General features: G+C 59.0%; 23 protein-coding genes and 1 tRNA gene. 12 read left to right on the forward strand and 12 right to left on the reverse strand.

Going from position 1 to position 26,791, the window contains the following annotated elements:
- The first annotated feature begins 64 nt into the window (after positions 1-64).
- Positions 65-1,804 (forward strand): transposase, encoded by a 1,740-nt coding sequence (locus HY896_08370; protein MBI5576364.1) that lies wholly within the window; start codon positions 65-67, stop codon positions 1,802-1,804.
- Complete coding sequence (locus HY896_08375) at positions 1,801-2,259, forward strand: hypothetical protein (protein MBI5576365.1); 459 nt, start codon at positions 1,801-1,803, stop codon at positions 2,257-2,259. The genes HY896_08370 and HY896_08375 overlap by 4 nt, the downstream gene beginning before the upstream one ends.
- Positions 2,260-2,425: 166 nt before the next feature.
- Here HY896_08375 and HY896_08380 read toward each other — a convergent pair whose 3' ends face one another.
- Positions 2,426-3,322, reverse strand: coding sequence for a site-specific DNA-methyltransferase (locus tag HY896_08380; protein ID MBI5576366.1), 897 nt, complete (start codon positions 3,320-3,322; stop codon positions 2,426-2,428).
- 384 nt (positions 3,323-3,706) lie between these two features.
- Here HY896_08380 and HY896_08385 point away from each other — a divergent pair, with 384 nt between their 5' ends.
- Both HY896_08385 and HY896_08390 read left to right on the forward strand, forming a co-directional pair.
- Entirely contained in the window at positions 3,707-4,387 is a 681-nt protein-coding gene (locus HY896_08385) for a hypothetical protein (GenBank protein ID MBI5576367.1), read from the forward strand.
- Positions 4,388-4,635: 248 nt separating this feature from the next.
- On the forward strand, positions 4,636-5,127 hold the full coding sequence (locus tag HY896_08390) for a hydrogenase maturation protease (protein ID MBI5576368.1): 492 nt from the start codon (positions 4,636-4,638) through the stop codon (positions 5,125-5,127).
- Between the two features lie 15 nt (positions 5,128-5,142).
- Here the strand turns inward: HY896_08390 and HY896_08395 are convergent, their stop codons facing one another.
- The gene (locus HY896_08395; GenBank protein MBI5576369.1) at positions 5,143-6,150 is read right to left on the reverse strand and encodes a hydrogenase; all 1,008 of its coding nucleotides are present in this window, start codon (positions 6,148-6,150) and stop codon (positions 5,143-5,145) included.
- Positions 6,151-6,295: 145 nt separating this feature from the next.
- On the opposite strand from HY896_08395, the gene HY896_08400 reads away from it, so the two are divergent.
- Positions 6,296-7,414 (forward strand): DegT/DnrJ/EryC1/StrS family aminotransferase, encoded by a 1,119-nt coding sequence (locus HY896_08400; GenBank protein MBI5576370.1) that lies wholly within the window; start codon positions 6,296-6,298, stop codon positions 7,412-7,414.
- Positions 7,411-8,499 carry a Gfo/Idh/MocA family oxidoreductase gene (locus HY896_08405; protein ID MBI5576371.1) on the forward strand — a complete coding sequence of 363 codons (1,089 nt, stop codon included), beginning with the start codon at positions 7,411-7,413 and terminating at the stop codon, positions 8,497-8,499. Before HY896_08400 ends, HY896_08405 begins: the two co-directional genes overlap by 4 nt.
- An 84-nt stretch (positions 8,500-8,583) precedes the next feature.
- Here the strand turns inward: HY896_08405 and HY896_08410 are convergent, their stop codons facing one another.
- The 7 genes from HY896_08410 to pckA all read right to left on the reverse strand — a co-directional run bounded on the left by HY896_08410 (position 8,584) and on the right by pckA (position 18,249).
- Positions 8,584-8,769 carry a DUF1059 domain-containing protein gene (locus HY896_08410; GenBank protein MBI5576372.1) on the reverse strand — a complete coding sequence of 62 codons (186 nt, stop codon included), beginning with the start codon at positions 8,767-8,769 and terminating at the stop codon, positions 8,584-8,586.
- Between the two features lie 83 nt (positions 8,770-8,852).
- Positions 8,853-10,166, reverse strand: coding sequence for a response regulator (locus tag HY896_08415; GenBank protein ID MBI5576373.1), 1,314 nt, complete (start codon positions 10,164-10,166; stop codon positions 8,853-8,855).
- Position 10,167: 1 nt separating this feature from the next.
- Positions 10,168-12,285: a PAS domain-containing protein gene (locus HY896_08420; GenBank protein MBI5576374.1), complete on the reverse strand. Its 2,118-nt coding sequence runs from the start codon at positions 12,283-12,285 to the stop codon at positions 10,168-10,170.
- Positions 12,286-12,343: 58 nt separating this feature from the next.
- Positions 12,344-12,760: a hypothetical protein gene (locus HY896_08425; GenBank protein MBI5576375.1), complete on the reverse strand. Its 417-nt coding sequence runs from the start codon at positions 12,758-12,760 to the stop codon at positions 12,344-12,346.
- 18 nt (positions 12,761-12,778) lie between these two features.
- Positions 12,779-16,192 carry a DUF748 domain-containing protein gene (locus HY896_08430; GenBank protein MBI5576376.1) on the reverse strand — a complete coding sequence of 1,138 codons (3,414 nt, stop codon included), beginning with the start codon at positions 16,190-16,192 and terminating at the stop codon, positions 12,779-12,781.
- Between the two features lie 18 nt (positions 16,193-16,210).
- The gene (locus HY896_08435) at positions 16,211-16,567 is read right to left on the reverse strand and encodes a cytochrome c3 family protein (GenBank protein MBI5576377.1); all 357 of its coding nucleotides are present in this window, start codon (positions 16,565-16,567) and stop codon (positions 16,211-16,213) included.
- A 68-nt stretch (positions 16,568-16,635) separates the two neighbouring features.
- Complete coding sequence (gene pckA, locus HY896_08440) at positions 16,636-18,249, reverse strand: phosphoenolpyruvate carboxykinase (ATP) (GenBank protein ID MBI5576378.1); 1,614 nt, start codon at positions 18,247-18,249, stop codon at positions 16,636-16,638.
- 230 nt (positions 18,250-18,479) lie between these two features.
- Here pckA and HY896_08445 point away from each other — a divergent pair, with 230 nt between their 5' ends.
- A complete protein-coding gene (locus HY896_08445; GenBank protein ID MBI5576379.1) occupies positions 18,480-19,343 on the forward strand; it encodes an OmpA family protein in 864 nt (287 codons plus the stop codon).
- A gap of 9 nt (positions 19,344-19,352) precedes the next feature.
- On the opposite strand, the gene HY896_08450 is transcribed toward HY896_08445, so the two are convergent.
- On the reverse strand, positions 19,353-20,153 hold the full coding sequence (locus HY896_08450; protein MBI5576380.1) for a hypothetical protein: 801 nt from the start codon (positions 20,151-20,153) through the stop codon (positions 19,353-19,355).
- Positions 20,154-20,362: 209 nt separating this feature from the next.
- Positions 20,363-21,595 (reverse strand): Glu/Leu/Phe/Val dehydrogenase, encoded by a 1,233-nt coding sequence (locus HY896_08455; protein ID MBI5576381.1) that lies wholly within the window; start codon positions 21,593-21,595, stop codon positions 20,363-20,365.
- A 202-nt stretch (positions 21,596-21,797) separates the two neighbouring features.
- Between HY896_08455 and genX the strand changes: the two genes are divergently transcribed.
- The 3 genes from genX (at position 21,798) to HY896_08470 (ending at position 24,346) form a co-directional block, all read left to right on the forward strand.
- Positions 21,798-22,793: an EF-P lysine aminoacylase GenX gene (gene genX / locus HY896_08460; GenBank protein ID MBI5576382.1), complete on the forward strand. Its 996-nt coding sequence runs from the start codon at positions 21,798-21,800 to the stop codon at positions 22,791-22,793.
- Positions 22,790-23,959, forward strand: coding sequence for an MFS transporter (locus HY896_08465; GenBank protein MBI5576383.1), 1,170 nt, complete (start codon positions 22,790-22,792; stop codon positions 23,957-23,959). Before genX ends, HY896_08465 begins: the two co-directional genes overlap by 4 nt.
- A 129-nt stretch (positions 23,960-24,088) precedes the next feature.
- Positions 24,089-24,346, forward strand: a complete 258-nt coding sequence (locus tag HY896_08470) for a hypothetical protein (GenBank protein ID MBI5576384.1) — start codon at positions 24,089-24,091, stop codon at positions 24,344-24,346.
- Between the two features lie 4 nt (positions 24,347-24,350).
- Here HY896_08470 and HY896_08475 read toward each other — a convergent pair whose 3' ends face one another.
- Positions 24,351-25,178, reverse strand: a complete 828-nt coding sequence (locus HY896_08475; GenBank protein MBI5576385.1) for a hypothetical protein — start codon at positions 25,176-25,178, stop codon at positions 24,351-24,353.
- Between the two features lie 345 nt (positions 25,179-25,523).
- Here HY896_08475 and HY896_08480 point away from each other — a divergent pair.
- Together HY896_08480 and HY896_08485 are read left to right on the forward strand one after the other, a co-directional pair.
- Positions 25,524-25,596, forward strand: a tRNA-Ala gene (locus HY896_08480).
- Between the two features lie 122 nt (positions 25,597-25,718).
- Positions 25,719-26,549 carry an IS1 family transposase gene (locus HY896_08485; protein ID MBI5576386.1) on the forward strand — a complete coding sequence of 277 codons (831 nt, stop codon included), beginning with the start codon at positions 25,719-25,721 and terminating at the stop codon, positions 26,547-26,549.
- Positions 26,550-26,791: the final 242 nt, after the last annotated feature.

Below are 26,791 nucleotides of genomic sequence, written 5' to 3' on the forward strand. Positions count from 1 at the left end.
AAAGGTTGACGGAAATCGGCCACTGTGAGAAACAGTAATCCCCGGCGTCGCTGACGCTCCGTGGGTGGCCGGAATCCTCTCGGAACGATGGCCGACTTCGTCTCGGTTCAAGTGGCCGAAATCATCGGAATGCGCAGTCGAGGCGATCGTCTCCGCCTTTCACGCCCGCCTGGGTCGCCCCTCCAAGGACGCCTACACCCTCATGGGAGCACTTATCTTCCAGCATATGCACGATACAACCGATGAAGAAGCCGTGCGGCAACTGGCGTTTAACCTCGAATGGCACTACGCCCTCGACCTTCCCGACGAGTCCGATGAAGGGAAGTACGTCTGCCTGCGGACTTTTGCTTCCATGCGGCAGCTTCTGGCCGAGAAGAAGCTCGACCATCTTCTCTTCGACACGGTGACGAAGAAGCTGGCCGACGTATTCCGCGTGGACACGAGCAAGCAACGGCTCGATTCGGTCCACATCACCTCGAACATGCGCCGGTTGACCCGCATCGGGATTTTCGTCCGGGTAATCACCGGGTTTCTGACGAACCTGAAAAGGCGGGCGCCGGAGCTGTTCGCCGCCCTCGATCCTTCGTTCGGAGAACGGTACCTCACCCCCAAGGGGCAAGCGGTCTTCTCGATGGTGAAACCTTCCGAGTCGGACCGAACGCTCTCCCGGGTGGCTGAGGATCTGTTCGTTCTTGCACGTCGGTTCGAGAAGGAGGCGGCAGTCGTCTCGATGAAGACGTATACGCTGCTCGCGCGCGTCTTCTCGGAGCAGTGCAACGTGGTCACGGAAAGAGGGGAAGAGACGGTGGCCATCAAGGAGCCCAAGGAGATCTCTTCCGGCTCCCTGCAGAACCCCTCCGATCCGGAGGCGGGGTACTGCGGGCATAAAGGGCAAGGGTACCAGGCGCAGATCATGGAGACATACGTTCCGATGTCTCGGACGACGGACGATGACAGGATGGAAGAGAGAAGCGACGTGCCGTTGCGGCTGATCACCCACGTGGAGGTGGAGCCAGCCAACGCAAGCGATGCTCACGCCCTGCTGCCGGCGATCGAGAGGGCGAAAACGCTTGGTCTTGCGCCTACCGAGGTGCTGGCGGACTCCGCATATGGCAGCGACGGAAACGTGGTGGCCGCCGCGGACAAAGGCGTCGAAGTCGTCTCCCCGACGATGGGGGAAGGAAACGAATCGGAGGTGACCCTTGCCGACTTCTCCTTCTCCGACGACGGAGCGATTTTGGCATGTCCGCAGGGATACGCTCCGATCCTCTTCCGGCGCGGGGGAAGGCGGCGCACCGTGGTATTCGCCAACGAGAGTTGCCTGGGGTGCGAAAGGAAGAAGGAGTGCCCGATCAAACCGGTGCGGGACGGGTATGGATTCCGCTACACGGAACGGGCCCTGCGTCTGGCCAGACGGCGCGCCGCGGAGAAGACGACGGTGTTCAAGGACCGTTACCGGCACCGATCCGGCGTGGAATCGACGATGTCGGCCTTCGACCGCCTGACCGGGGTGAAGCATCTGCGGGTACGGGGGATGAGGGCAGTACGATTCGCGGTGGTGCTTAAGGCGCTGGGGTTGAACCTCTTCCGGGCCGCGGCGGCGTGGATGTCGAGGAACTCCGGGAACCCCGGCGGATGCGGTGCTCCCGCCTGCGAAAAAAGCGTCTTCCCTGTGGCAAACGGCGAGTCGGAGTGCCTTCATGCGTCCTTCGAGTCGGTTCTGTCCTTCGGAATCGTCTGGTTTATCGGGTTCAACACGCCAAGCTTCCGCGATAATGACCTTGTCCTTCAACAGGTGGCGTGAGTTTTTACAGGGGCGTCATTGTTGAACAATCAGTCGAAATTTTACGTCGCGGCGGAACGATTCCTTTTCGTTTCGGGGATTTTGTGCCTGTTACGCTATGCATGAAAGGAGATGAACTATTTTTTTCTTTTAAATTGTGGGGGGGGAATGGCAAACCACCCATAGAAGTTGAAAACAATGAATTTAAGGTCCGACCGGTGAATTGGGACAGAAATTCCAGCGCTAATGCCTTAGAGGTAGTCGACGAAAAGCAAGTTCCTATTTTCCAAATGGTTAGGAAGACACCTTCGCATATTGTTGTGAATGGGATTTTCCCAAACCCAAGCGGGGGCATATGGGTATTTGGTCCCGCTGGCGCTTTCGGGCCAGCGCCTGAAGTGCCATCTAATTTCAAACTTAAGGCAATATTTCGATACCCTTCTTGGAAATATCCTGGACAATATGCAAATCCTTAAGGCTGGCCTGAAAGCAGATTGGCTTTTATTACGCTGTCAGCGCTTATATCTCCAGATAGACGGAGATTGCCTTTTATGAGGCCACCAGTCCCTTATACTCCAGCGCTTTTCTTCCACGAAGGTTTCGACGATTAAGAGTGGTTCGGCTTAGATTTCAGCTTGCAGGTTATTCGAATCTAAACTTGCTTCCTTCGAGGTAGGATTCAACGCAATCGATTGACAACCACCGCCGCCCAAGTCCCTCCGCCACTGCCCCCGCAGTGTTCGAACCTGCGAAGGGGTCGAGCACGATGTCTCCATCATTCGTCAACAACTTGATGAAAAACTCGGGAAGCGCGGCAGGAAAACGCGCAGGATGGATCGGTATCCCTGCTGCTTTGCACTGCTTTGTATAGGCGTCCGTCGCGGAGTTGTTACCGAACCGGAGCAAGTCTTCCGGGAGGATCATCTCTTCCACTACGTTCGACGGGATAGATCCTCCCGCATCGATTTTGTCGAAAGTAGATTTGATGTTATGGCCCGAGGGGCGTATGGTCGCCCTCACGCCCCTCTGGTTCAGACGTATCATGTCCTTGCTGTAGGACTTCAACACCTTCCGATTGTCGGCTTTCGGCCATGGGGTTTTCGCCAACCACCAGACATATTCCACCGAATCCTTGATCCGTACACGTCGTACGTTGACCCACTCAGCCGGGGTCGGCATCTTGGCCGGGTTATACCAGAAACATTCCTGCGCCAGATGGAAGCCGACATCCTCGACCAATGCAATCAGCAACTTGAAATGGTACAAGGAACGGGTCGGTTCACCGGGGTTGAAACTCCCGCCGATATTCAGCACAAAGCTGCCGTCCCCCGGGAGAATGCGATGAATTTCCCGGGCAAACCCGATGAACCAATCGACGTACTCCCGCTTTTCGACATTTCCGTACGCTTTCTTAAAGTGGAGCGCGTACGGTGGCGAAGTAAACACCAGGTTTATCGATCCATCCGGAACTCTGGACAAAACATCGCGGGAATCCCCAAGGTAAGCAGCCCCCAGTTGCGTCGTGTAATATGGGTCCATGCCACGAATAAAAGATTGTGGGTGGGGTTTGTCCTGAATTCCAAGTATGCCTTGAACAACTTTGGGGGACTTACGAATTGTACTCAATCTTGTCCCATTCCCTTTTTTTTGAAATTATAACGTATCACAAAGAATAACATATTGGTTTACATTGTCAACCTATTATACAAGATTATCGACAGATCTCTCCCTGTGGATTTCGCAGGCGGATGCCGCACGTAGGCGAGGCGTCAGCCGGCAGGCAATCGCAAAGCTAGTCAAATCGAAGCGCCTTAGAACGCTGGTTATCGGTGGACATACTCTTGTTCATCGCGACGATGTGATGACATTCGAACCGAAATCTGCAGGAAGGCCAAGAGCGAAGAAATGACAAATACCGAACTGATGGAATTGCTTCGTCGACTCGAATCTCTCGATGAAAAAGAACGCCAGGAAGTTTTCAAACATTTAAGAATGAAAATCCGCATACATGTTCTGGAAGATAAATGGAATGTCCCCGCCGAGATAATCCTTGAAGCCATCGCACGTTCCCAGGACATAACCCAACGAGGTATCCGAGGCGTCATTGCAGAGCTGTGTTTCCTTCTATATGTGCTTGATGGCGATGGATGGGAGGATAAATCCCCTGGTGGGGATTTCCCTTACGATTTTCTTATTAAAGACTCGACAGGACCCATAACGATACAGGTCAAACTGCAAAGGCAGGTAAAGGGAACCCCGTTGATTGCTCGCCAATGGCGTAAAAGTCTACCTGAATCTTTGTTTATCGTTGAAACCCAGAAGACTCGTTCAGGGAAGAACGCCGAGGGGGTAGATACAAGGCCATACAGATTTGGAGAGTTCGACATATTGGCCGTATCATTGCATCCGTCAACGAACGATTGGAAGAAATTCATGTTCACGGTGGGAAGATGGCTCATCCCCCGAAAGAAAGACCCCGATCTGATAAACGTTTTACAACCGGTTTCCAGCGATCCGAACGACGACTGGACGGACGATTTCGCAACGGCGATTGAATGGTTTCGCGGAGGAGAGTTAAAGACAATCTATCCGGGTAAACTGTGACAAGAGCACGCCGATCGATTGTTTATATTGTGCCCCTTTGGGGCAAGGGCGCCGGAGAACGGATGCCCACCGCGGGCGAACCGCCGATACGGGGTGCCCCTTGCGGGGGCCTGTAGCGACGAAGCGGTAGCCAGGGAGGGCGGAGCGAGGAAGCTACGGAGCCGCAGTCCGGCCAAGGACGGCCGGACAAGGCGTCCCCCGCGAAGGGGTACCCCGTGAGGCGAGTTTCGCCCGAAAAGGAGCGTTAGGTGTCCGTGTCGGCATATTTTGATACCCCCGTCGTGGTCCTGGGCTGCGGCAACCCGCTTTTCGGCGACGACGGGATCGGCCCCGCCGCCGTGGAGTACCTGCTTTGTAATTTCGATATCCCCCGCAACGTAACGGTGATGAACGCGGGAACCGGCGTCAGGAACCTGCTGTTCGACATCGTGCTCGGGGACGGAACCGTGAAAAAGCTTATCGTCGTCGACGCGATAGACGCCGGGAGGACTCCCGGGGAAATCCTGGTGATCGACCCCGCCGATATCGCTCCGAAGAAACTTTTCGATTTTTCCATGCACCAGATGCCCACTTCGAACCTGCTGCTGGAATTGAAGGATCATTGCGGGGTGGACGTGAGGATCATTTCGGTACAGGTTCAATGCATCCCGGATGTCGTGCGCCCCGGGCTCTCGGAGCCGCTTTCCCGCTCGCTGCCGTCGCTCTGCGGCAAAATTCTCGCGGAGTGCGCCGCAGGCTGAGCGGACGAACGATAATTACCGCTCCAGGGCCCGCCAGAGATGGTCCGAGGCAGGCCTGACCAGCTCTTCCTCTTCGCCGTTCCGCCTCACGATGCGTCGTTTCCGCTGCGATGACAGGATGCTGCCTATTACCGCGGCGGCTATCCCGCTTTTACGAAGTATGTTCACGACCTTGCCGGATGAATTCCTTTCGGCGGCTATCAGGAGGCTGCCGGACGCGATGAGGCACAGCGGGTCGATCCGGAAAAACCCGCATATGCGGCCGGTCTCTTCGGCGATCGGTATCTTCTCCTCGAAGATCCTGAAGCCCTTTTTCGATGCATCGGCCATTTCGTGGATTCCGTTGGCGACTCCGCCCTCCGTGGGGTCGTGCATGGCTGTCACGCCGCCCGTCCCGTACGCGAGAAGGGCGTCTTCCACCACGCTGATTCGGCGCAGGAATGCAGCCGCCTTTTTCACGACGGAGTTTCCCAGGCTGCCGGCGAGCAGGGGGCGCCTGTCCGTGGCGAGAATCGCCGTGCCCTCCATGCCTGCCGATTTCGTGAGGATCAGGTTGTCGCCGGGTTGCGCGCCTCCGGCGGTTACATAACGTCCGCGCTCCGTCATCCCCATGCAGCAACCGACGGCGATCGGAAAGGTAAGCCCGGGGGTGACCTCGGAGTGCCCCCCGATCACCGCCATGCCGAGCTTCCTTGCGGCCCTGTCGATCTGCCGGCAAACGGTTCCGACGATCGCTTCCGTTGCGTGTTCCGGAAACAGGAGGCAGGAAGAGAACCAGGCGGGGCGCACGCCGAAAGTGGCGACATCGTTGGCGTTGATGTTCACGGCCAGCCACCCGATCTGTTCCATGGCGCCCGTAATCGGGTCCATGGACGACACGAGGATCCGGCCGCCGACCCGAACGGCAGCTCCGTCCACGCCGATGGACGGCCCGACTACTACCTCTTTTCGCCGTGTCCCGAGATGCCGGAAGATCCGTCGTTCCAGCAGGCCCGGCGGCAGCTTTCCGGCCGAAAGCTTCATTCCCGGCGGCCTCCCCGGCATGCCCCGCCTTTACTTTTTTTTACAATGGCGCTCTTGCCTGCTTCAGTTTACCCCGGGGGGAAACCTTCATGCCATCTCACCCCCTCTTATATTTATTGAAGGACCATGGCATGAGGAGGCGGATATGAAGGTTGGATTCTATGGTCATGTCCGGCAATATCACGATTTGAAATCGGAACTTGATGCCGCCATTTCAGGCGTGCTCGAGAGCGGCGAGTACGTGCTCGGGCCCGCGCTTTCCCGTTTCGAGCGGGAGCTGGCGGACTTTCACGGAATGAAGCATGCCGTCGGCGTGAATTCCGGCACCGATGCGCTCTGGATGGCGTTCCTGGCATTGGGGATCGGCCCGGGAGACGAAGTGATCACGACATCGAACACCTTCTTCGCGACAGCCGAGGCGATCTGGTTCACGGGCGCCAAGGTCGTCTTTGTGGATATCGATCCCTCGATGTACAACATCGATCCCGCCCGGATCGAGGATGCGATAACGCCCCGGACAAAGGCCCTTGTGCCGGTCCATCTCTACGGCCAGATGGCGGATATGCCCGCCATATCGGAGATAGCGAGGCGCCACGGCCTGCATGTCGTGGAGGATTGCGCCCAGGCGATCGACGCGCTCGGGGACGGGTTCGCCCCGGGCGAGCTGAGCGACGCCGTCTGCATCAGCTTCATCACCCAGAAAAATCTCGGCACCTTCGGCGACGGCGGCGCCGTCGTCACGAACCGGGAGGACATCGCGGCGCGCGTCCGCGCGTTGCGCAATCACGGCTCGCTCAAGCGCTCCCATCACAGCATGGGATACAACAGCCGCCTCGACGATCTGCATGCCGCGGTTCTCGGAGTGAAGCTGAAGAAGCTCCCCGGTTGGACCGAACGGAGGCGGGAGATCGCGGAGATATACAACTCCGGGCTTAAAGGTACGGACTACAAGCTCCCCTTCGAGAAACCCGGCTACAGGCACGTGTATCACCTGTACGTTATCGAGTCTCCCGCGCGCGACGACTTTCTCAAATACCTGAACGATGCGGGGATCGACGCCAAGGTCCATTACCCGATCGCCATCCATCAACAGGAAGGATATCCGTGGGGGATGGCGGCGGATCGGAACGTCCGCCTGCCGAATACGCAGAGATCCGCGGCCTCCGTCATCTCGTTGCCCATGTACCCGGAACTTGCGCCGGCCGAGATCGATTACGTGATCGACGCCTGCCGCGCCTGGAAGAGCGTCAGGAAGAGCGCATGAGCGATGCTCCCTCGACATATACCGTGGCCGTGGCCGGCCTGGGCAAGCGGGGCATGCACCACGCCGAGGCGTTCGCCGGCAACCCCCGCTTCCGCGTCGTCGGGTTGTGCAACCGCAGCCCCGAACGGCTGGAGCCCGCAAGCGGGAAATTTCCGGAGGCCCGCACGGGCACGGATGTCGCAGCGATGCTTGCCGAAACCAGGCCCGACGTATTCGCGTTCTGCACGCCGCCGCAGATCCGCCTCCCGCTCGTCCGCGCGGGGGTGGAGGCCGGCGTGAAGCTTATCGCTTACGAAAAACCGATGGCCACGTCCACCAACGAAGCATTGGAGATAGACAAGCTGCTCCGGGATGCGGGAGTCAGGTCCGTCGTGAGCCATCAGCACCGTTACGGAGATCATTACAGGAAGGTCAAGGAGATCATCGCGAGCGGGGCCATCGGCCGGGTCCATACCGTCTACGGACATGCCACGGGATGGATGATGCACATGATGACGCACCTGATCGATTACGTCCGCTGGTTCAACGGCGACGCGGAAGCGGAATGGGTGATGGGCCAGGCCGACGGCCTGGAGAAGTTTTCGGACCTGCATGCTTCGCCCGACCACATCGTCGCAACGATCCGGTTCGCCAACGGGGTGCGCGGCGTCGTGGAGTGCGGCTCCGGGGCGCCCGACGTCCCCGAGGTGGAGTACTGGTGGCGCAAGTGCCGCATCGGCGCGCAGGGAACGGAGGGGTTCGCCGAGGTCCTGACGGGAGGAGGATGGCGAGCCGTCACCCGGGATTCACGCGGGGTGATCTCCGGCCCGGGCGACATGGATTACGCGCATGACATGCCTCACTACGTCCAGGACATGGCCGCCTGGCTCGACGATCCCGCGAGAATTCATCCCTGCAACGGCGGCAGCGCACTGAAGGGATTCGAAATCATGATGGCTGCCTGCCGCTCCGCGGTGCGGCGCGGCAGGGTTTCGTTGCCGCTCGGGCCGGGAGAACCGGAACTGGAGACGCTAAGAGATGCCCTGGCGTCGAACGAAGTAAATCAGTCAAAACCGGCGCGGCGGTCCGGTACGGCAGCCGCTTAACACAAAATCCCAACCACGCTTCCGCCGGGAAAGGTGGTCCCGGCGGAAGCGATGCGACAATCGTTTGAGCGGGGTGTGGAAACTTTACGCGGCCTTCTCCTCGCGGATGAGACTCCGCATCTTCTCTTTCAGGTCCGGCGGGATTTCCGTCATTCCGTGGAATTGCCTTCCGTGCTCAAGAGCGTCCTGGAACAGTTCCTCCTCCGTTTCGCCGCGGCAGACGTAATCGCAATCCACACCGGCGTCCCTGCAGTAGATCACTTTCGACATCTTCCACCTCCGTCCCCGGACTGAATTATTGGGGTTTATCGTATGATGGTCACGACAGGGGTGGAGATGCCGGCGGGTTGAAATTAAACCTTTTCGCCCGACATCACGACGAAGACGCCCCCGCTCCCCGGATCCAGCCCGAGGTTTCGACGAAGCCCCTTTATGCTGGAGGAGTCGAGCGTCATACCGGCCCGCAGCAGCAGAATGCCCGTGCCGCTTACGATGTCCCGCGAGAGCACCATCCCCTCGCACAAATCTTCCAGGGACAGTTCCATCTCGACCGCACCGGCTGCCTGGGGCAATTCCGCGAAGACAGGCGGCACTGTTTCCGCTGCGCACCGGAACAGCCTGGGATCGAACCTCGTACCAAGCAGCGCCCTCAATGCATCGAGAACGGAATCGGGGGTGCCCCCGTTTCGCCTGGAGGCGATCTCGTGGTCCAGGAAATCGGCCACTGCGACGATCCGGGAGCCGACGGGTATCGCCTCGCCGTGAAGATTGTCGGGGAAACCGCTCCCGTCCCAGCATTCGTGGTGGCCGCGGATGATGACGCCGGCCGGACGTAGCTCCTCGATGGTGTCGATGGCAGTCTGCCCGCGCACCGGGTGTTCCATGTATGCCGCCTTCTCGGCGGGAGTCATCGATTTCTCCACTTTGCGCAGAAGGAGGTCGGAACACCCTATCTTCCCGATATCGTGAAGGAGAGCGGCGACGCGGATCGTTTCGATCTCCTCCGCTGGAAGCGCCATCGAGCATGCGATCCTCTCCGCGAGGGCTGCGACGTTGCGTGAATGGTCCCGGGAAGCGCTGCCGCGAAGCTCGATGAGCGCCGCGAAGGCGCCCAGCATGTCGGCGAAGTTCCGTTGCAGCTTTTCATTCAATGCGCACAACGTCTCGTTCTGACGTCGAATCTCCCCGGTCTGCCCGGCAACGCGCTGCTCGAGGTTGACGTTCCATTCCTTGAGTTCCTTGTTCTGGCGCAGGACGACGCCCGTGAGCCGGCGGTTTTCCCTCACGAGGGAATACCGCTGCGCCGCCTCCCGAACGGCCAATACAAGATCCTGGTCGTTCCACGGCTTCGTTATGTATCGGTGCGCGCCGCCCTTGTTGATGGCGTCGACCGCGGCGACCACGTCCGCGTAGCCGGTCAGGACGATCCGCACCGCCTCGGGAACGATTTCCCTTGCTTTCTCGAGGAATTGGGCTCCGCTCATGCCCGGCATCCTCTGGTCCGTCACTATTACGCCGACTTCCGCCTTCGCCCGCAGGAATACGAGCGCATCTTCCCCCGAAGCAGCGGTCTCGACCTCGAACGGCTCGTCGTCGAACAGGCGCCGAAGAGACTTCAGGATGTTCGCCTCGTCGTCGACAAACAATATGCGCACGGGGGCTTCCAGGTCATTCCTCCCGGATCACGGGAATTTTCACGGTGAACGTCGTGCCTATCCCGATCTCGCTGGCGACGGATATGTCGCCGTTATGCTGCTTTACTATGTCGTATGTGATGCTCAAACCCAGCCCCGTCCCCTTCCCTACCTCCTTTGTCGTGAAAAAAGGCTCGAAGATCCTGCCGAGGTGTTCCGACGGTATGCCGCAGCCGGTATCGGATACGGCCACCACGATGTGGCCGTTCTCGGACCACGTCCGGACGCCGATTTCCCCATTCGTCTCGATCGCCTGCGACGCGTTGACCAGCAGGTTCATGAATACCTGGTTCAATTGCCGCGGGCGGCACCTGGTCGGCGGAATCTCTCCGAATTCCCTTTTGAGGGCGGCCTTGTACTTCAGTTCGTTCCACACGATGTTTATGGTGCTCGACAGGCATTCGTTGATGTCCGCCATCTTCGCATCGGCTTCGTCCACCCGGGAAAACGCCTTCAGGTCCAGGACTATGGTGCGGACCCTCTCCGTGCCTTCCGCTGATTCCTCGATCAGGTCCGAGATGTCCTTCCGGGTGTGATCGATCTTCATCTCCCGGCTCTTATCTTGAAGCGTGTCCCGCTCCGCTTCAGGGCAGCAACGGTAAATGACGCCCTCTTGCAGGTCCATGTACTGCGTCAGCCGGTCGACATATTTTCGGAGCGTTCCCAGGTTGCTGGAGACGAAGCCGATCGGGTTGTTGATCTCGTGGGCAACCCCCGCCGCAAGCTGCCCGATGGAAGCCATTTTTTCCTGCTGGAGGATCTTCGCCTGGCTGGTTTTCAGCTCGGTGTATGCCTTTTGGAGCTCGACGTTCTTTCGGGAAAGCTCCACCTGCGCGGTTTCGAGCAGCGCCTTTTCGACCTGCAGGTCCTTTTCCGTATTCTTGCGTGCGGTGATGTCGAGGAGCAGTCCGTCCACGTACGCGAAATTTCCCGCGGCATCGTAGGTGATCTGCCGCCGGTCCGCGACCGACCGCACGGATCCGTCCCGGTGGAGGATCCTGTATTCCACTCGAAGGACCTTCCTCGTCTCGCGCACGGCAGCCCGGTAGGCGTTTTTCACCGATTCCAGGTCTTCGGGATGGATCAGGTCCCGCCAAACCACCCCGCCGTCCAGGAACTCGTCCGGCCGGTAGCCTGTGATGCGTTCCACGTCGGCCCCTATCAATTCGAGCGACCAGTCGCGACGTCCCCGGTACACCATTCCCGGCACGTTGTTCATAAGCGAGATCAGGCGGCCCGCGATTTCCCGGGAGTCGCGGGAGACCCTCTCGTGATGCACCGCGACTGCGATTTCCCGGGCGAATCCTTCGACCGTTATCAATTCGTCGTCTGTCCAACTGTACGGCGCTTCGCGCGCGACGAAAAGAGCCCCTGCGCATTTCTCGTTCAGGGTAAGCGGTACGGTCAGGAACGACGCGATACGGTGGCGGCGCAGTTCTTCCGTTTGCCCAGGCCGGGTCTCCACGGAATCCCCCACGTCGAACACCATCCTGGACCCGCCCGGCCGCCGCGCATCGGGATCGGCCCCGAACTCCTTGCGGTAAAGCGCTGATCCCACGGGAGGAAAGTCCGGCGCGTTGTACTCGACCGTTTTGTCGGGATCTCCGCGGAGGAACACCGCGCACCGCGGAACCTCGAGCAGCATCGCCAGTCCGGCGGTCGCCTCGTGGAGGGTTTCCCCGATGTCCCGCTCGGCGATCACCGAAGACGCGATCATCTTCATCTTTTCCATCCGTTTCAGACGATCGTTCTCCTGCCGCCGGGCGAATTCGGTTACGGCGAGGCGGCCGGAATATTCCAGCAACACCGCCTCCGTGGCCTGCCCTTTCCTCTCCAGCTCTGCACCGGCGTCGATCTTCCTGGACAATGCCTTGAAAACCCACAGGTAAAGGAAGGGGGAACTGATGACTGTGAGGATCGCCGAGTCCAGGACGAATTCGCCTATCCCGGGGGGGATGGCGGCAACGTGCAGTATGGCCATGGTGACGAGCTCCGCCAGCCCGACGATGGCGAGAACCCTCAGGAAAAAGCGGCAGATTCCGTACTTGCCCGTTGCGGGACCGCAGATTTCGGCAGCGTCCGTCGCGGGCATGGATATCCCCTGGCGTACCTCCATAATGCGTGTATTGTCGGTACCAATTACCGAAAACTTAAGGAGAAGGCTTCTCCACGACGAGGCGGTCCACCATGATGAACCGGTAATTGGATCCCAAATGGTCGAACGTGCCGTAAACGGTCAGCCGGTCCCCTTTTCTCAAGGTGCCGAATTGCGCTGCATCCGGGTGATCCTTCTTGATGTACATCCGGACGACGCAGAGCGGTCCGACGGCGAAGCAGTAATAATCCCGCACATTGATGTTCTTTTTATGGAGATCGACGCAGAAATCGCTTCCGCAGAATTGATAGGTGTCGGTTACCCGGACTTTCCTGCCCGCGAAGGCCTCCGGCTTCTTTCCAAGCTCCACCTGTGTTGCCGGCAGGTACTCCCCGGTATGGAACTCATCCGCGCCAAGGCAGGTGACTGCAAGCAGCATGGCGAAACATGCGAGACAAAAAATCCTTCTCATGGGGATCTCCTCCTCCTTTCACTTGAGCACGAAGTCGACCCTGCTGTCTTTCAATTTTTCCTTCTTCTCCGGGGAAAGCGCTTTCGGCTCCACGAGAAACATTCTTTCCGGCGCAACCCTCCCGCCCTTCAACAGCGCATCCCTCACCCGCCGTGCGCGCCTCATTGCAAGCTGCCGCAGGTCGTCATCGGTGATACGGATATTCGTGAGCATCAGCTTCTCCATCTCGGAAGCCGGCAGGTCCTTGGCCATCCCGATGATATTGCGGGGCTTCGGAAATTTCTCTTTCCTGTAGGCCAGCTCAAGGTATCTCGGGTATTCCGCCTCTCCCACCGTGACGTTGTCGAGGGAAGATGGAGGCGTACCCGTTTTCGCCAGCTCCGCCGACTTCTGCGCCTTTACTTTCCTGTCGAACACTGTCCGTAGAAGTCCGTCCCGGTCCCTGCCGGCGTCCACGTGGCCCGCGATCTCGAGTTTCAGCCCCGGCCGGTCGTACAGGACCTTCTCCAGGACGTTCACGCGTTCCGCCATCGAAGCGTTCATGTCCGACCTTCCGTACTCGAATTCCAGGTGGCTCAGCTCCTCTCCCCCTCCGAAGATCGCTCCCAGAAGCGAGAACGGGGAGGTGGCGGCCTTCGCCAGGAGGTTCAGGACTATCTTGAGGATGATGCTCCCGACGCTGAACTTCGGGTCGTCGAGGGAGCCGTTGACCGGTATATCGAGGTTGATCTCTCCGCGCCGGTCCTTGAGGAGCGCGACTGCAAGCTTCACGGGTAGCTTCGTGGAGTCGGGACTGTCCACCGCGCTCCCGAATGTGAACTGGTCCAGGAAAACATGGTTGCTCGCGTCCAGCGTCCTTTTCGTGATGAGATATTTAAGCGCCAGCGTAAGCTTCCCCTTCTCTATCGCATACCCGGCGTATTTACCGGAGTACGGGGTCAGCGGGCTCAGCTCGATGTCCTTGAAATCGGCCTTGAGGTCCACGAAAAGATCGTCCCTGAGCGGGTTGATCTTGCCCGTGATCTGCAGCGGTGCATGGTTCTCCAGATTTCCCCGGAGATCCACGTCGGCGAACTTGTTCTCCTCGGAAGAAAGGCCGGAAATCCTTCCCCCCATTTCGCCGAGACGGGCGATGTAGTTCGGCTTGACGAACCTGTCGGAGAAGCGAACTGTCCCGCCCTGCACGGTGACCGTACCGATCCGGACGTGGGGCGGCTTCGCCGGTTCAGGCGCACCGGGCGTCGCAGGGACCGCCGCCTTGTACGTTCCCGCGCCGGTCGCGCCCGGAGCCGCGGTCTTCGTCCCGGAGACGAAAGCCTCCAGGACGTTCAGCGTGCCGTCCGGATTCACGGCGATGCGCGAATAGAAATCGGCGAGGGCGATCTCGTCTATCTCCACGCGCAAAGGGCGGGTCCGCGCGTTGATCCCGCCCAGGTGAAGGGATTTCCACTTCAGGAAATCCTCCGACGTCGACTTGTCCGCGGTCGCAAGATCCGTGAGGGACGCCTCTCCCCTGTAAGCAATCGCGATCGCCTTGTCGGGCGCGGATACCAGGGCAAGCGTTCCCCTGGCGGAAACGTTCCCGCCGCTAACGACGATCCTCACCTTTTCGGTGAAATACGGCTGGAACGGGACGATGCCGATCCCTCTCGCATCGACTTGAAGGTTGGCGGAGAAGGGATTCAACCCGACGGGTCCGGCCGCCGCGAACGTTCCCGCACGGTTCAATACGACTTGCAGCGATGCCTTTCCCATGACGCCTTTCCCGGTGGAAAGATTTTCGGCAGTTAAGGCTATCGGTTCGGCGTAAAGGACCGCAGGCGGCGATACCGTCCTGTCCTCCACCTTCACGGAATACCGTTCCACGGCGGCCTTCCCGATCGTTACGAGCCATTCAGGCGGTGCTTCCGCCTTATCCTTTGCCGGGCGGGGGTCCCTCCCATGTGCGGCAGGCGCAGGAGCGGGCGACAGCGCTTCCATGTTCGACGAACCGTCCGGATCGCGTTCCACGCGGATTACCCCGCCGCGGGTCGTAATCTCTCCTATCGCAAGCGTCCGCTTTCCCAGGTCGGCGTCGGCGGACTTTACGGTTATTGCGGGGATTTTCAGGAAATCGTCGCTCTCTCCCCGCGTCCTCAATTTCAGGGTGCCCAAAGACGCGGAAATGCCGGTAAGCGTCGCCCCGTCATCGTCCATTCCCCTCGCGTAGCGGCAGCGAAACGATAAATCGATCGAATCGAGCGTGGCGCGAAACGGCCTCTTCGGCAATTCGTCCGCGAACCCGACCTTCCCGCCTTCCAGCCGGATTTCCGCGATCTCGATAAGCAGCGGAGCGCCCGCATCCCCTTCCTTTACGGTTTCCTCCGCCTTCTCCGCCGTTTTCACCGTACCTTCCGTCATTTCCTGCGGCTCCAGGAGCGACACGAGGTTCAAGGCGCCGCTCCGCTCCCTCTCCAATTGAAGTTCCGGAGACCGGAACAGCACGCTATCGAGGCTCGCTTTTCGCCCGAATACGTCGGAAGCCGCGACGGAGACTTTCAGAAGCGGCATCCGCAGGACCGCTTTTCCCTTGGCGTCCTCGATTTTCAGGTCCCTCAACGCCGCCTTTCCCGTAAACGACAGTACGGGCGGCTTGTCCTTGTGCTCCCGGAAGGAAAGATCGGCATCGGCATCGAGGAAAGCCGACGCCACCCTGAATTTCCATTTCACCGGCAGGTATTCAAGATAGTGCGGGATGTTCAAATTCCGGAAGTTCACGTCGAAGGCGGTCTCGCGCGTCCCGCTGAACGGCTTGGTCTTCCCGCGGAGATCGACCGGAGTCCCGTTTACCTTCGCGAGGAAAACGGGCTGGACATAGACATCGACGTAATAAGGAAGGTTCGAGAAAAACGGCACGGCAATGCGGATGTCCCTTATCGCGTGGCGCGTCCGCTTCGGGCGGTCGTCGAAGTCCACGATTCCGCCGACGACCTGTATGTTGTTCAGCGAATAACGGAGAGGCTTCGATACGGTGGAGGGTTTCGAAACGAACTCATCGAGGAGATCGGAGAAGTTGTACGAAAGGTCATCCTTTCGGATCACGGTAACGCTCGGGGCCGTGATGACGATGTCCCGCAAAACCGGACCCCCGCGGAAAATCGATGAGGCCTCGAAATTCAGGTAGAGCTCTTCAAATGAGAGGAAAGGTCCGGCGCCCCCGCGCTCCTTCATCGAGAACCCGGTCACTTTCACGGCGAGCGTGAACGGATTGAATTGGATCTCCCCGATCGACGTTTCGCGGTGGAGTTTTTCGGAAAGCTGACGGGTGAGAACGGACTTCAGGACCCGTGGCAGGATGAGAAATCCTGCAACGACGATGACGGTCGAACAGACCGCAAACCATGGGAGGAGTTTGCGGAAGAACGGCCTGCCCGCCAGCGTCTTGACGTTCATCCGGCGTTCTCCTCCCCGTCAAAGCTTCGACTTGATCGCCGGATGGCACTCCTTGCAGGAACCTTTTACCTTCTTGTTGTCCTCGGCATGGCAATTCCTGCACTTCAGATGCATCGCTTCCCGGAATGGAGGGGTGTCCTTGTCTCCCTTCGCAGAATGGCAGTCGGAGCACTTCTCCTCGTCCCCGGGCTTGCTCATATGATGGCATGCCTGGCAGTTCCCGATCCTTTTGGCGTGCCCCTTGTGGTCGAACGACACCGGTCTTTTGGCATAGACCTTAAGCTCGATCCTCCCCGGCGGCTCCCCCCCGCCGGCGGTTCCCGCGGCGAACGCCGCCGCCAGGACGACTGCTGCGATAACGGCAACCCTCCTCATTCCCGATCCCCCGCGCATGCAAAATGAATGTTTTCACTCTCCAACATCCCCTCCCCGCCTGTCAAGGATCACGACGCCTTGCGCATCCCCGCGGCACGCACTTCGGGTGAAACATCGCCGGCGAACCGGGCGAAATTTTCCTCGAACATCTTCCCGAGCTTGCTTGCCTGCGCATCGTACGCCTTCGGGTCTTTCCACGTATCCCGGGGGTTCAGCACTTCCTTCGGCACGCCCGGACATTCCCGTGGAACGATAAGGCCGAAAAACGGTTCTTCGGCCATTTCCGCCGCATCGAGCTCGCCGGACAGCGCCGCCCGCAGGATTGCGCGGGTGTGGGGAAGGCTGATCCTGCTCCCGACGCCGAAAGGCCCGCCGCTCCAGCCCGTATTGATAAGCCAGACCTTGGTATCGTGCTTCATGATCTTATCGCCGAGAAGCTTGGCGTATGCGACCGGATTCCTGACCATAAACGGCGCGCCGAAACAGGCGCTGAAAGTGGCCTGCGGCTCGACTATGCCGCGTTCGGTCCCGGCCACCTTGGCCGTGTAACCCGAGAGGAACTGGTATTTCGCCTGCGCCGGGGTCAGGCGGGCGACCGGCGGAAGCACGCCGAAAGCGTCCGCCGTCAGCATCACGATATTCCGGGGATGGCCCGCGACCCCCACGCGCATCGCCTTGGGAATGTGGGAGAGGGGGTAGGACGCACGCGTGTTTTCCGTCAACGAATCGTCGGAAAGGTCGAGGTGGCGCGTCGCCGTATCCATGACCACGTTCTCGAGAATGGTGCCGAACCGGCGGGTCGTCGCGTAGATCTCCGGTTCCGTCCCGGGGGATAGCCGGATCGCCTTTGCGTAGCACCCCCCCTCGAAATTGAAGATCCCCTTGTCGCTCCATCCATGTTCGTCGTCGCCTATCAGCGTCCGCTCCGGGTCGGCGGACAAGGTGGTTTTTCCCGTCCCCGATAGCCCGAAAAGGACCGCCGCGCCGTTTCCGTCCGCGCTGCAGTTGGCGGAGCCGTGCATCGGGAGGACTCCCTTCGGCGGAAGGAGATAGCTCATCACCGTGAAGACGGCCTTTTTGATTTCCCCCGCGTACAGCGTTCCGCCGATGAGGACTTCGCGGCGTCCCATGTGTATCAGGATGAAGACCTCGGAGCGGGTGCCGTCCCGTCCGGGCCTCGCATGGAACCCAGGGACATCGATCACCGTGAACGCCGGGACATGCCGCGCAAGCCGTGCAGGGTCCGGTTCGTGAAGGAACATGTTCCGGGCGAACAGGCTGTGCCAGGCCGTCTGCGTCACGATCCGGATCGGAACACGATAGTCGGGATCCGCCCCCACGAAACAATCCTGAACGAAAAGCTCCTGTCCCTGGAGATAGGCGAGGAGATGGAAGCGCAAGGCGTCGTAGTTCCATTCGTCGAACGGGAGATTGATTTTCCCCCACGCTATATCCTTTTCGCTCGAGGGCTCCCGGACGAAGAACCTATCGTTCGGAGAGCGGCCGGTGTACTCTCCCGTATGGACGACCAGCGGTCCGCGATGCGCCAGCAACCCTTCCCTCCGCTGCAGCGCATGTTCATATAGTGATGGCGTGGAAAGGTTCCACCAGACAGTGCCCGTATTTACGATGCCATGCGCCCCCAGGTCCTGCGATTTTCTTTTTCTCCCGTTGCCCGCCATAATCACCCCCCACGAATGGAATCCCGTCCCCTTCCCTTGCCCGTATTTCCAGCCAAGCTTCCGCCGCGACGGCGATACTCCCCCCCGCCGCCCTTGGCATTGCGTATGTGCTTATTCCCATTACTGGAATTTCATCTTACATTCTACCTGCCCCTTGCGAAACTGTTTCCTGCGCTCCCACAAACTTTCCTGTTATATTGGACGCAACTTCCGAAAACAGGAGGTTCGCGATGAGAAAAAGAACCTGGATCCAGGCCGCCGTAATCGTCCTTGCGCTGGCCATCGGCGGATGCACCGTGATGGAAAGCACCCACGTGAAAAAGGTGAACGAGGCGGATGGTCTCGCCAGGGAACTTGCAGCCCTTCAGCAGAAATACAAGGACCTTTCCTTCGAGAACTCGATGCTCAAGGCCAGGGTCGCCGTTCTGACATCGGACCTGGAAAAGGCCTCCGGGGAGAAGGAAAAACTGGCCGCCGACAACAAGGAGCTCGAGAACGTGCTGAAAGCGAAATCCGACTCCCTGTCGCAAACGATCATGGATCTTCGCCGGAAGATAGGCGGGCTGGAAAACGAGAACGGACGGCTCAAGCAGGAAATCGTCGGCCTTCAGAAAGCCCAGGAGGAAAAAGTCCAGAAGGTCAGCAAGACCTACGAGGACCTCCTCGTGAAAATGAAGGGGGAAATCGCAAAGGGAGAGGTCACCATATCCGAGTTGAAAGGCAAACTGACCGTAAACATGGTCGACGCCATCCTCTTCGATTCCGGGAAGGCGGAGGTGAAGGAGGAAGGACAGGCTGTTCTTATGAAAGTCATCTCGATACTGAAGGACGTGAAGGACAAGTCTATCCGGACGGAAGGGCACACGGACAACGTACCGATAATCGGGATGCTCGCGAAAAAATACCCCACGAACTGGGAGTTGTCAGCCGCGCGGGCGATCAACGTGACCCGCTACCTGCAGGAGCAGGGCCTCGACCCGGGGATACTCTCCGCGGTCGCCTATGGGGAAAACAAGCCTGTGGCGCCAAACGATACGCCGGAAGGAAAACGGAAGAACCGGCGGATCGAGATCATCCTCGTACCTAAAGAGTGATCCGCTCCGTCACCATTTGAATAAGCCTTTCAGTTTCTTGACGGCGTCCGTCCCCTTTTCCACCGCGCCCTTTTCCTTTTCCGGCGCAGGCTCTGGCCGATTGGATTCGGACGGGCCGGAAGACGCCGCCTCCGGCGCTTCGGCCGGCGTTCTCATATCCATTCCCCCGCCTGCGCCCGGCATCGCGCCGAAAGGCATCTTCATCTGACGGAAGCCCGCGGGCACCTCGAACAACCCGGGATCAAGCTTTCTGATCTTGAGGTTTTTAAGCTCGATCTTCAGGTTAGTCTTCCCTTTCTCCCCGTCCTCCGCCACGGCGTCCATCTTTACCATGATTCCGTCCTTGCTCTCCCAAATGTCGCCCGTATACCGGACGCCGTCCGGACATGACATCCGTACGCGGCTCCGCGAAGCGCTGACGCCGTTGACCGTTTCATTACCGGCGGCCTTCCGGTCGATCGAGCACTCCCTGATGTCCCGGGCATGGTCCCCCGCGGGATTTTTACCTTCCTCGATGTTTCTTTCCATGTACATGTTCTGCCCGGGCATCACGATCCATACTACTTTCCTGTCGAGCCGGGTGATGATGTACTGCTTCTCTCCGCCCTCCTCGATGTCCATGCGCTCCTTTTTCGGGGCATGGTAGACCTTCGATTTCATAGTCTTGCCGTCGCCGCTTATATACTGGTCGGCCGAATACTCGGCCTTCGGCTCGGTAAACCCCGCGGCCCGGCCCGGTCCCGCCTGTGCAGCGAGCAACACGAATGCCGCCGTGATACCTACCGCCCATTTCACCTGACTGCATTTCATGACGTTTTCCCTCCGCGACATTCCGCACACCGTTGGAAATACGTGCCGTCCATGTGGAATTACCCTGCTCCTGTTATTATCGATAAACGAAACCAGCCCGCATTTCTTACCATGAAAAGTTCACGGGACCGAGGAAAAAAGTTTTAGGAACGTCCCTGTTTTTAGGAAAAAGTTTTAGGAACGTCCCCGTTTTTAAGTCGGCCTAGTTTTCAGGGGTAGAGGCCGCGGAAGCGCATCGCCTCGGCGACGCGGGAGATCCCGATCATCAACGCGGCCATCCGGTGGCTTATTCCCTTCTCATTCGACAGCGCCATGACCTCATCGAATGCCCTCAGCATGATCCGGGAAAGCTGCGACCGCACCTCGACGATGTCCCAGAAGAACTTCTGCGTGTCCTGCACCCATTCGAAATAGGAAGTTGTCACGCCCCCTGCGTTCCCAAGGACGTCGGGTATGACGAAGACCCCTTTCCGCAACAGGATCTCCTCCGCCTCCAGGGTGGTCGGGCCGTTCGCGCCCTCCGCAAGGACGCGGCACCGAACGCGGTCTGCGTTCTCTTTCGTGATCTGCCCGGCGGTGGCGGCCGGCACGAGAATGTCGCAGGGTATCTCGAGAAGTTCCCTGTTCGAGACGGGCGTCACACCCGGAAAGCCCGATACGTTTCCCCCCGCATCCGCATGGCGGACCAGCGCCTCGACGTCGATCCCTTCCGGATCGTACGCTCCGCCCCGGACGTCGCTCACGCCGATCACCCGTACCTCTCGCTTCGACAGCTCCAGCGCGGCAGTCGAACCGACGTTTCCGAACCCCTGTACGACCGCCGTCGCCCGTTCCGGAGCCAATCCGATCCGATCGAGCGCGGCGAACACGAGATTGCACAGTCCCAGGCCCGTAGCTTCCCTGCGGCCGAGAGATCCTCCCACGCTTACGGGTTTTCCGGTGACCACTCCGGGGACGGAGTAGCCCATCTGCATGGAATACGTGTCCATGATCCACGACATCGTCTGCTCGTTCGTGTACATGTCCGGAGCGGGAATATCCTTTTCCGGCCCGATCAGCATCACGATCTCGGAGGTGAACCGCCTCGTGAGCGCCTGGATCTCACGGCGCGACATCTTGAGCGTGTCGCAGCATACGCCGCCCTTCGCACCGCCGAAGGGGATGTTCATAAGCGCGCACTTCCATGTCATCCACATGGCGAGCGCCGTCGTTTCCTCAAGGGAAACGGTGGGTGCGTAACGGATCCCCCCCTTCCCCGGTCCCAAAGTTACGTTGTGGTGCACCCGGTATCCGGTGTAGGAGACGACCCGCCCGTCGTCCATCCTGACGGGCACGGTTACGACGAGGGCGCGCTTGGGATAACGCAGCCGGTCCGCGATATTAGGATCCAGTCCAATGAGCCGCGATGCGCGGTCGAGCTGCTCCAGGGCCTCCTTAAGCATTTCCTGTCCTTCCCTGTTCTGCCCCCAGAACGGAAACGGCATCCCTCTCCTCCTTCCGCGCCGATCGCTGCGGACAGTTCCGCCGCATCGCGCCGGGCCGGCTTTCCTGTAAAGTTTACCGAAAAATGACCCGCTCGTTTTTTCTTTTGGGTGGATTGGTTTACGATAGGAAGGAATGGCCCCTCGGGATCCGACAAACGAAATGACGTGGCGGCGCCTGGCCGCCGGCGAGCTTTCCTGGGATATTCCGCGCCGGCGCGCGATGCTGCTCGAACTGACAAGGAGCTATTTCCGCGGGCAGGGGTTCCTCGAAGTGGATACGCCGATAGCGGTTCCCTGCCCGAACATCGATCCGAACGTCTTCCCGGTTGTCCTCTCCGACGCGGACGGAACGGCATCGAAGCGTTTTCTACATACCTCCCCCGAACTGTCCATGAAGAAACTTCTCGCGGCCGGGTCCGGGAACATTTTCTATCTCGGGAAGGTTTTCCGCGACCGGGAAGGGTCGCCGCTTCACCACCCCGAGTTCACGATGCTCGAATGGTACAGGGTGGGAGAGCCCGTGGATTCTGTCATGGCGGACGTAGAGGCCCTCGCACGGGAGCTTGCGGCCGGGCTTCACGGAAAGGAGGAGATCCGCCGTGACGGCGCGACCGTCTCCCTTTCCGGGAAGTGGGCGCGCATCGAGCTTGCGGATGCATTCCGTGAGCTGCTCGCCGCCCCCATGACGGGAGATGCCGAAGCGCTCCGTTCCGCGCTCCGTCGGAAAGGGAAGAGGCCCGGCCCGGATGAGACGTGGGAGGACCTTTTCTTCCGCGCATATGTCGATGTGGTCGAGCCCGCGCTGGAAACCGCCGGGGCCGCGTTCGTAACCGGGTTTCCTTCGTCACTTGCAGCGATGGCCATGGCTCGAGCGGATGATGCGGGAACATGCGAACGGTTCGAGGGGTATCTTTGCGGTGTCGAGCTCGTAAACGGGTACGAGGAGCTGACCGATCCTTCGGAGCAGGAGGAGAGGCTGCGGAAACTCGCCGCGCGGCATGAACGTCGAACGGGAATCGGGCTGCCCGTCGATACCGATTTCCTGGATGCATTGCGCCACGGCCTGCCCCCATGCTCGGGGGCGGCCCTCGGGTTCGACCGGCTGGCGATGCTGCTGCTGGAGAAGGAAACGATCGCCGACGTGACCATCCGATGAATCACCCCTCGCTGCTCCTCTTCCTTCTCTCGTTCGGACACATGTGCACCGACATCGTGCAGGGCGCGCTTCCCGCTCTCCTGCCGTACCTGAAGGACAAATACTCCCTCTCCTATACGGTCACCGGCACACTTCTCCTTGCGGCCCATCTCACTTCCTCGGTGATCCAGCCGGTGTTCGGCTACGCTACGGACCGGAAGCCCTTCCCGGCCCTCCTGTTCCTCGGCTGCATCGTTTCCGGCATCGGCATTGCGCTCGTCCCGTTTTCGCCGGATTTCGGCTGGCTGGTCGCCTTCGTCATGTTCACGGGGCTGGGGACCGCCGCCTTCCACCCCGAAGGATTCAAGGCGACCGCCTGCATCGCGTCGGTGAAGCGGGCCACCGGCATGTCGCTCTTTTCGGTGGGAGGAAACCTCGGGTTTTCCATCGGCGCGCCCGCCGCAATCTTCCTCGTTTCACGGTACGGCCTCCCCGGTTCCGCCTGGCTGATTCTCCCCGCGGCGGTCGCAGGCGCTCTATTCCTGCCGGCCCTCCCGCACATACGGCAGCGGATCGCGGATGCATCCGCCCGGCCCCCGGCTTCCGTGAACAACGGCGTGGATCGGCCGGTCTACGCCGTAACCCTGATCGTGCTGATCGTCATCTGCCGTTCCTGGACGCAGCTAGGCCTTGCCACCTACATACCGTTTCTTTACCGCGAACAACTGTCTACACGCCCCGATTTCGTGGCCATGCTCCTTTTCCTCTTCCTTGGGGCCGGGACTGCCGGCACCCTGTTGGGCGGGCCGCTGGCCGACAGGATAGGACACCGGAAGATGGTCTTCTGGTCGCTTGCCCTCCAGGTCCCGCTCATCCACCTGTTCCTCGTCTCGACCGGATGGCTTGTCTTCGCGCTCGCGGCCGCCGTCGGCGCCGTCATCGTGTCGACCTTCTCGGTGACGATCGTGATGGCCCAGGAGCTGTTTCCGCGCCGGATGGCCACGGCATCGGGGACGATCGCGGGATTCGCGATCGGCACGGGAGGGATCGGGGTGACCCTGCTCGGAGCGGTGGCCGACCGGTACGGCGTCCCCGCCGCGGTCCATCTCGTCAACGCCCTGCCGGCCGCCGGGGCGCTTCTCGCGCTGTTCCTCCCCCTTCCCTGGAACCGGGAAACATCCCCTTGAGCGCGGGCGAGGCGTGCCGAACCCGCGGGGAGAGCTTCCAGCTCCGGCAGTGACCCGTAATCCGGTAGTGGGTCAATTTGAAATTCCCGCCCCTTGAAAATGCTTGAGCGGTTATGCTATCCTTCCTGCATGACAACCCCAAAGAAAAAACGTCCCCGCGATATCAGCCAGCTTGCAGCGTCGATTGTGGCGGATGCCACGGCTGAGGCCAAACCCGAAAAGTTGCAAGATGCAACTTCCAAGAATCCCGCCGCTGTCGCGCTCGGTCGATTGGGCGGGCTGAAGGGTGGCAAGGCCCGAGCCGAAAAGCTCTCCGCGAAGAAGCGGAAGGAGATTGCCCAAGAAGCAGCTAAGGCGCGTTGGGCTAAGGCCAAGGCAAAGAAATAATCAGTCATTCCTGCTTATCTGATTCGCTCTTTCTTGCTCCCCCTTGCAATATGGAAAACATTTCGTCGACGGGATTCTTTTGGGCAGATCGCCTTACCTTTTTTATGATTAACTGTAACCACTCAACAAAATCATCACAACTGTCTTGACCGATAGCCTTCGGCATTCTCAGTGTTACAATTCCCTCGTCTAACGTAAATACCTCTTCTTTCATGATGATTTGCGTATTAGCCGCTTGTGTCGGGCGCTCTATCTGAGCCATAGGATTCATAATGGGTATATTATCTCCTTCGCCCGTATTTTCCCCAGATAGCATACCAGATTCGCCAAGCCTTGCATATGATATTGTGTCAATAAATTCGCGATAGAATTCATCTGCACCAATTTCAGAGAATTGCCGTTCAAACTTTAGGTGGTATTTTATGCTCTCCTCGGACGGAAGTTTTCCGCCATATTTTTCCCAAAGTTCCGAATGGATGGCAGGTGCCAAGGCGGCCTCTTGGGTTGCCTGCGTTCTTTCAATCTCATTGGGGTTATGTATGATCTTGATAGCCAAATTGGTTAATTTAACTTTTCTCCCTGCCCCCGCACCTTCATCTTCGATCAAGTTGAATTTCTTCAGGGCAGCTAACGCCAAAAAGCCGGTCCCGCTCTTGGAAGCATAGCCCCAATGAGAGAGAACTGCCTGGACAGGAGCCGCATGTTTACCTTCCTTGAAGTATAGTGTGCGGGCTCGCTCTATGGCATCTTTGAGCCCAATTCCAGGATACCCCGGGCTTCGCTCCCTTTTTTTCTTGTGAGTTGCGTTAGCGCCGTTCGTTTGCTCGTCCATCGTGAATCCTCCAAGGGGCAGGCCACCTGCCAGCGTTATGGGTACCTTACCCCCTATCGCTCCGGCAGTCAAGCCCTATCTGTACATTTTATCCGGTTGCTTATCTGTTTTACTTGACAAGGCGGTAGTACGTTGTGGTAGACTTGGTTTTGCCGGGCCATGCTGATAGTCAGGCTCGCCCCGCAAGAAGGGATGAAGGCAATGCCGCCGCCAATAGCAAGCGCCAGCAGGATGGGACGGCGCTACGACACCAAATAGAAAGCCGGACCTAAGTACGCCCCTCGGCAAAGGGCAGTGTACTAAGTCCGGCCCCATCCAGCCGCTCTTTCGAGCGGAAACCCTGGTGCCCTCGTAGCTCAATGGATCGAGCAGCGCCATTGCGAAGCGTTAGACCCCGGTTCGACCCCGGGCGAGGGCACCTTTATTATTACCTACGGTTATGGAGAAGTCAATACTTCTCCGCTCAAGCATAAAGATACTTATTGACAATGCATGACCGCTCAAGCATAATGGCGCTATCAAGGCTTGAGGGGGAACACGATGAACAGGTTGAGCACAAAGCAGAGGGCGCAAATCATAGCGGCGTTGGTCGAGGGAAATTCGATCCGCGCCACATGCCGTATGACGGGCGCGGCGAAGGGCACCGTGCTCAAGCTCCTCACCGACATCGGGAAGGCGTGCGCGGTATATCAGGACAAGGTTTTCAGAAACCTCAAGTGTGGACGCATTCAATGCGAAGAGATTTGGTCCTTCTGCTATGCCAAGGCGAAGAATGTTCCCGAAGAAAAGCATGGGCAATTCGGTTATGGAGATGTATGGACGTGGACGGCAATATGCGCGGATACCAAACTTGTGCCGACCTGGATGGTTGCCCCGCGCACAGCAGAGGCAGCTAAAGACTTTATAAACGATCTATCGGAAAGGTTGGCAAATCGCGTTCAACTGACAACGGACGGGAATAAAGTATATGTGGATGCCGTTGAGGATGCCTTTGCCGGAAACATCGACTATGCAATGCTCGTGAAGATGTACGGAAATGAGGGAAGTAGTAGTCCGGAAGCACGCTATAGTCCCGCAGAATGCACGGGCACGCGCATTGCCAAGATCAACGGGAATCCGGACCCGAAGCACGTTTCTACCAGCTTTGCGGAGCGGCAGAACCTTACCATGCGGATGAGCATGCGGCGGTTCACACGGCTAACCAACGCATTCTCGAAGAAGATTGAAAATCTCATGCATGCGGTCAGCCTGCATTTCATGTATTACAACTTCGCCAGGATCCATCAGACGCTAAGGGTAACACCTGCAATGGAAGCCGGGATTACGGATCGTGTGTGGTCGGTAAAGGAAATCGCGGGGTTGCTTGATTAGGGTTGATACTATCCAATTTACTCGCCAATACACGCAAGCGTTCTGATATTTGCTCAATCTCAACCACTAAAAAGAAATCTATGCTGGTATGCTGAGGGAGTCCCGCTCAACTTCGACACTTGAAGCCCGATTTTACGCTTGGCCGTGTTGATTTCAATGGGATTTTACCGCAATTTCCGCCGAACCTTGTAGTACATATATAACCCCACATATATCTTGACACACAAGGAGTGGCATGAGAT

It is taken from the genome of Deltaproteobacteria bacterium, from assembly GCA_016218975.1.
In the GTDB taxonomy this organism is placed as follows: domain Bacteria; phylum Desulfobacterota; class Deferrimicrobia; order Deferrimicrobiales; family Deferrimicrobiaceae; genus JAENIX01.

What these genes read in the sequence shown, in the direction of transcription:
- HY896_08400 (MBI5576370.1), top strand. Translation starts at nt 6,296, where the DNA reads ATGAAGGTTGGATTCTATGGTCATGTCCGGCAATATCACGATTTGAAA.
- HY896_08430 (MBI5576376.1), bottom strand. Translation starts at nt 16,192, where the DNA reads ATGAACGTCAAGACGCTGGCGGGCAGGCCGTTCTTCCGCAAACTCCTC.
- HY896_08455 (MBI5576381.1), bottom strand. Translation starts at nt 21,595, where the DNA reads ATGCTTAAGGAGGCCCTGGAGCAGCTCGACCGCGCATCGCGGCTCATT.
- HY896_08475 (MBI5576385.1), bottom strand. Translation starts at nt 25,178, where the DNA reads ATGGACGAGCAAACGAACGGCGCTAACGCAACTCACAAGAAAAAAAGG.
- HY896_08485 (MBI5576386.1), top strand. Translation starts at nt 25,719, where the DNA reads ATGAACAGGTTGAGCACAAAGCAGAGGGCGCAAATCATAGCGGCGTTG.
- HY896_08450 (MBI5576380.1), bottom strand. Translation starts at nt 20,153, where the DNA reads ATGAAATGCAGTCAGGTGAAATGGGCGGTAGGTATCACGGCGGCATTC.
- pckA (MBI5576378.1), bottom strand. Translation starts at nt 18,249, where the DNA reads ATGGCGGGCAACGGGAGAAAAAGAAAATCGCAGGACCTGGGGGCGCAT.
- HY896_08435 (MBI5576377.1), bottom strand. Translation starts at nt 16,567, where the DNA reads ATGAGGAGGGTTGCCGTTATCGCAGCAGTCGTCCTGGCGGCGGCGTTC.
- HY896_08470 (MBI5576384.1), top strand. Translation starts at nt 24,089, where the DNA reads ATGACAACCCCAAAGAAAAAACGTCCCCGCGATATCAGCCAGCTTGCA.
- HY896_08405 (MBI5576371.1), top strand. Translation starts at nt 7,411, where the DNA reads ATGAGCGATGCTCCCTCGACATATACCGTGGCCGTGGCCGGCCTGGGC.
- HY896_08445 (MBI5576379.1), top strand. Translation starts at nt 18,480, where the DNA reads ATGAGAAAAAGAACCTGGATCCAGGCCGCCGTAATCGTCCTTGCGCTG.
- HY896_08465 (MBI5576383.1), top strand. Translation starts at nt 22,790, where the DNA reads ATGAATCACCCCTCGCTGCTCCTCTTCCTTCTCTCGTTCGGACACATG.
- HY896_08425 (MBI5576375.1), bottom strand. Translation starts at nt 12,760, where the DNA reads ATGAGAAGGATTTTTTGTCTCGCATGTTTCGCCATGCTGCTTGCAGTC.
- HY896_08385 (MBI5576367.1), top strand. Translation starts at nt 3,707, where the DNA reads ATGGAATTGCTTCGTCGACTCGAATCTCTCGATGAAAAAGAACGCCAG.
- HY896_08380 (MBI5576366.1), bottom strand. Translation starts at nt 3,322, where the DNA reads ATGGACCCATATTACACGACGCAACTGGGGGCTGCTTACCTTGGGGAT.
- HY896_08395 (MBI5576369.1), bottom strand. Translation starts at nt 6,150, where the DNA reads ATGAAGCTTTCGGCCGGAAAGCTGCCGCCGGGCCTGCTGGAACGACGG.
- HY896_08420 (MBI5576374.1), bottom strand. Translation starts at nt 12,285, where the DNA reads ATGCCCGCGACGGACGCTGCCGAAATCTGCGGTCCCGCAACGGGCAAG.
- genX (MBI5576382.1), top strand. Translation starts at nt 21,798, where the DNA reads ATGACGTGGCGGCGCCTGGCCGCCGGCGAGCTTTCCTGGGATATTCCG.
- HY896_08410 (MBI5576372.1), bottom strand. Translation starts at nt 8,769, where the DNA reads ATGTCGAAAGTGATCTACTGCAGGGACGCCGGTGTGGATTGCGATTAC.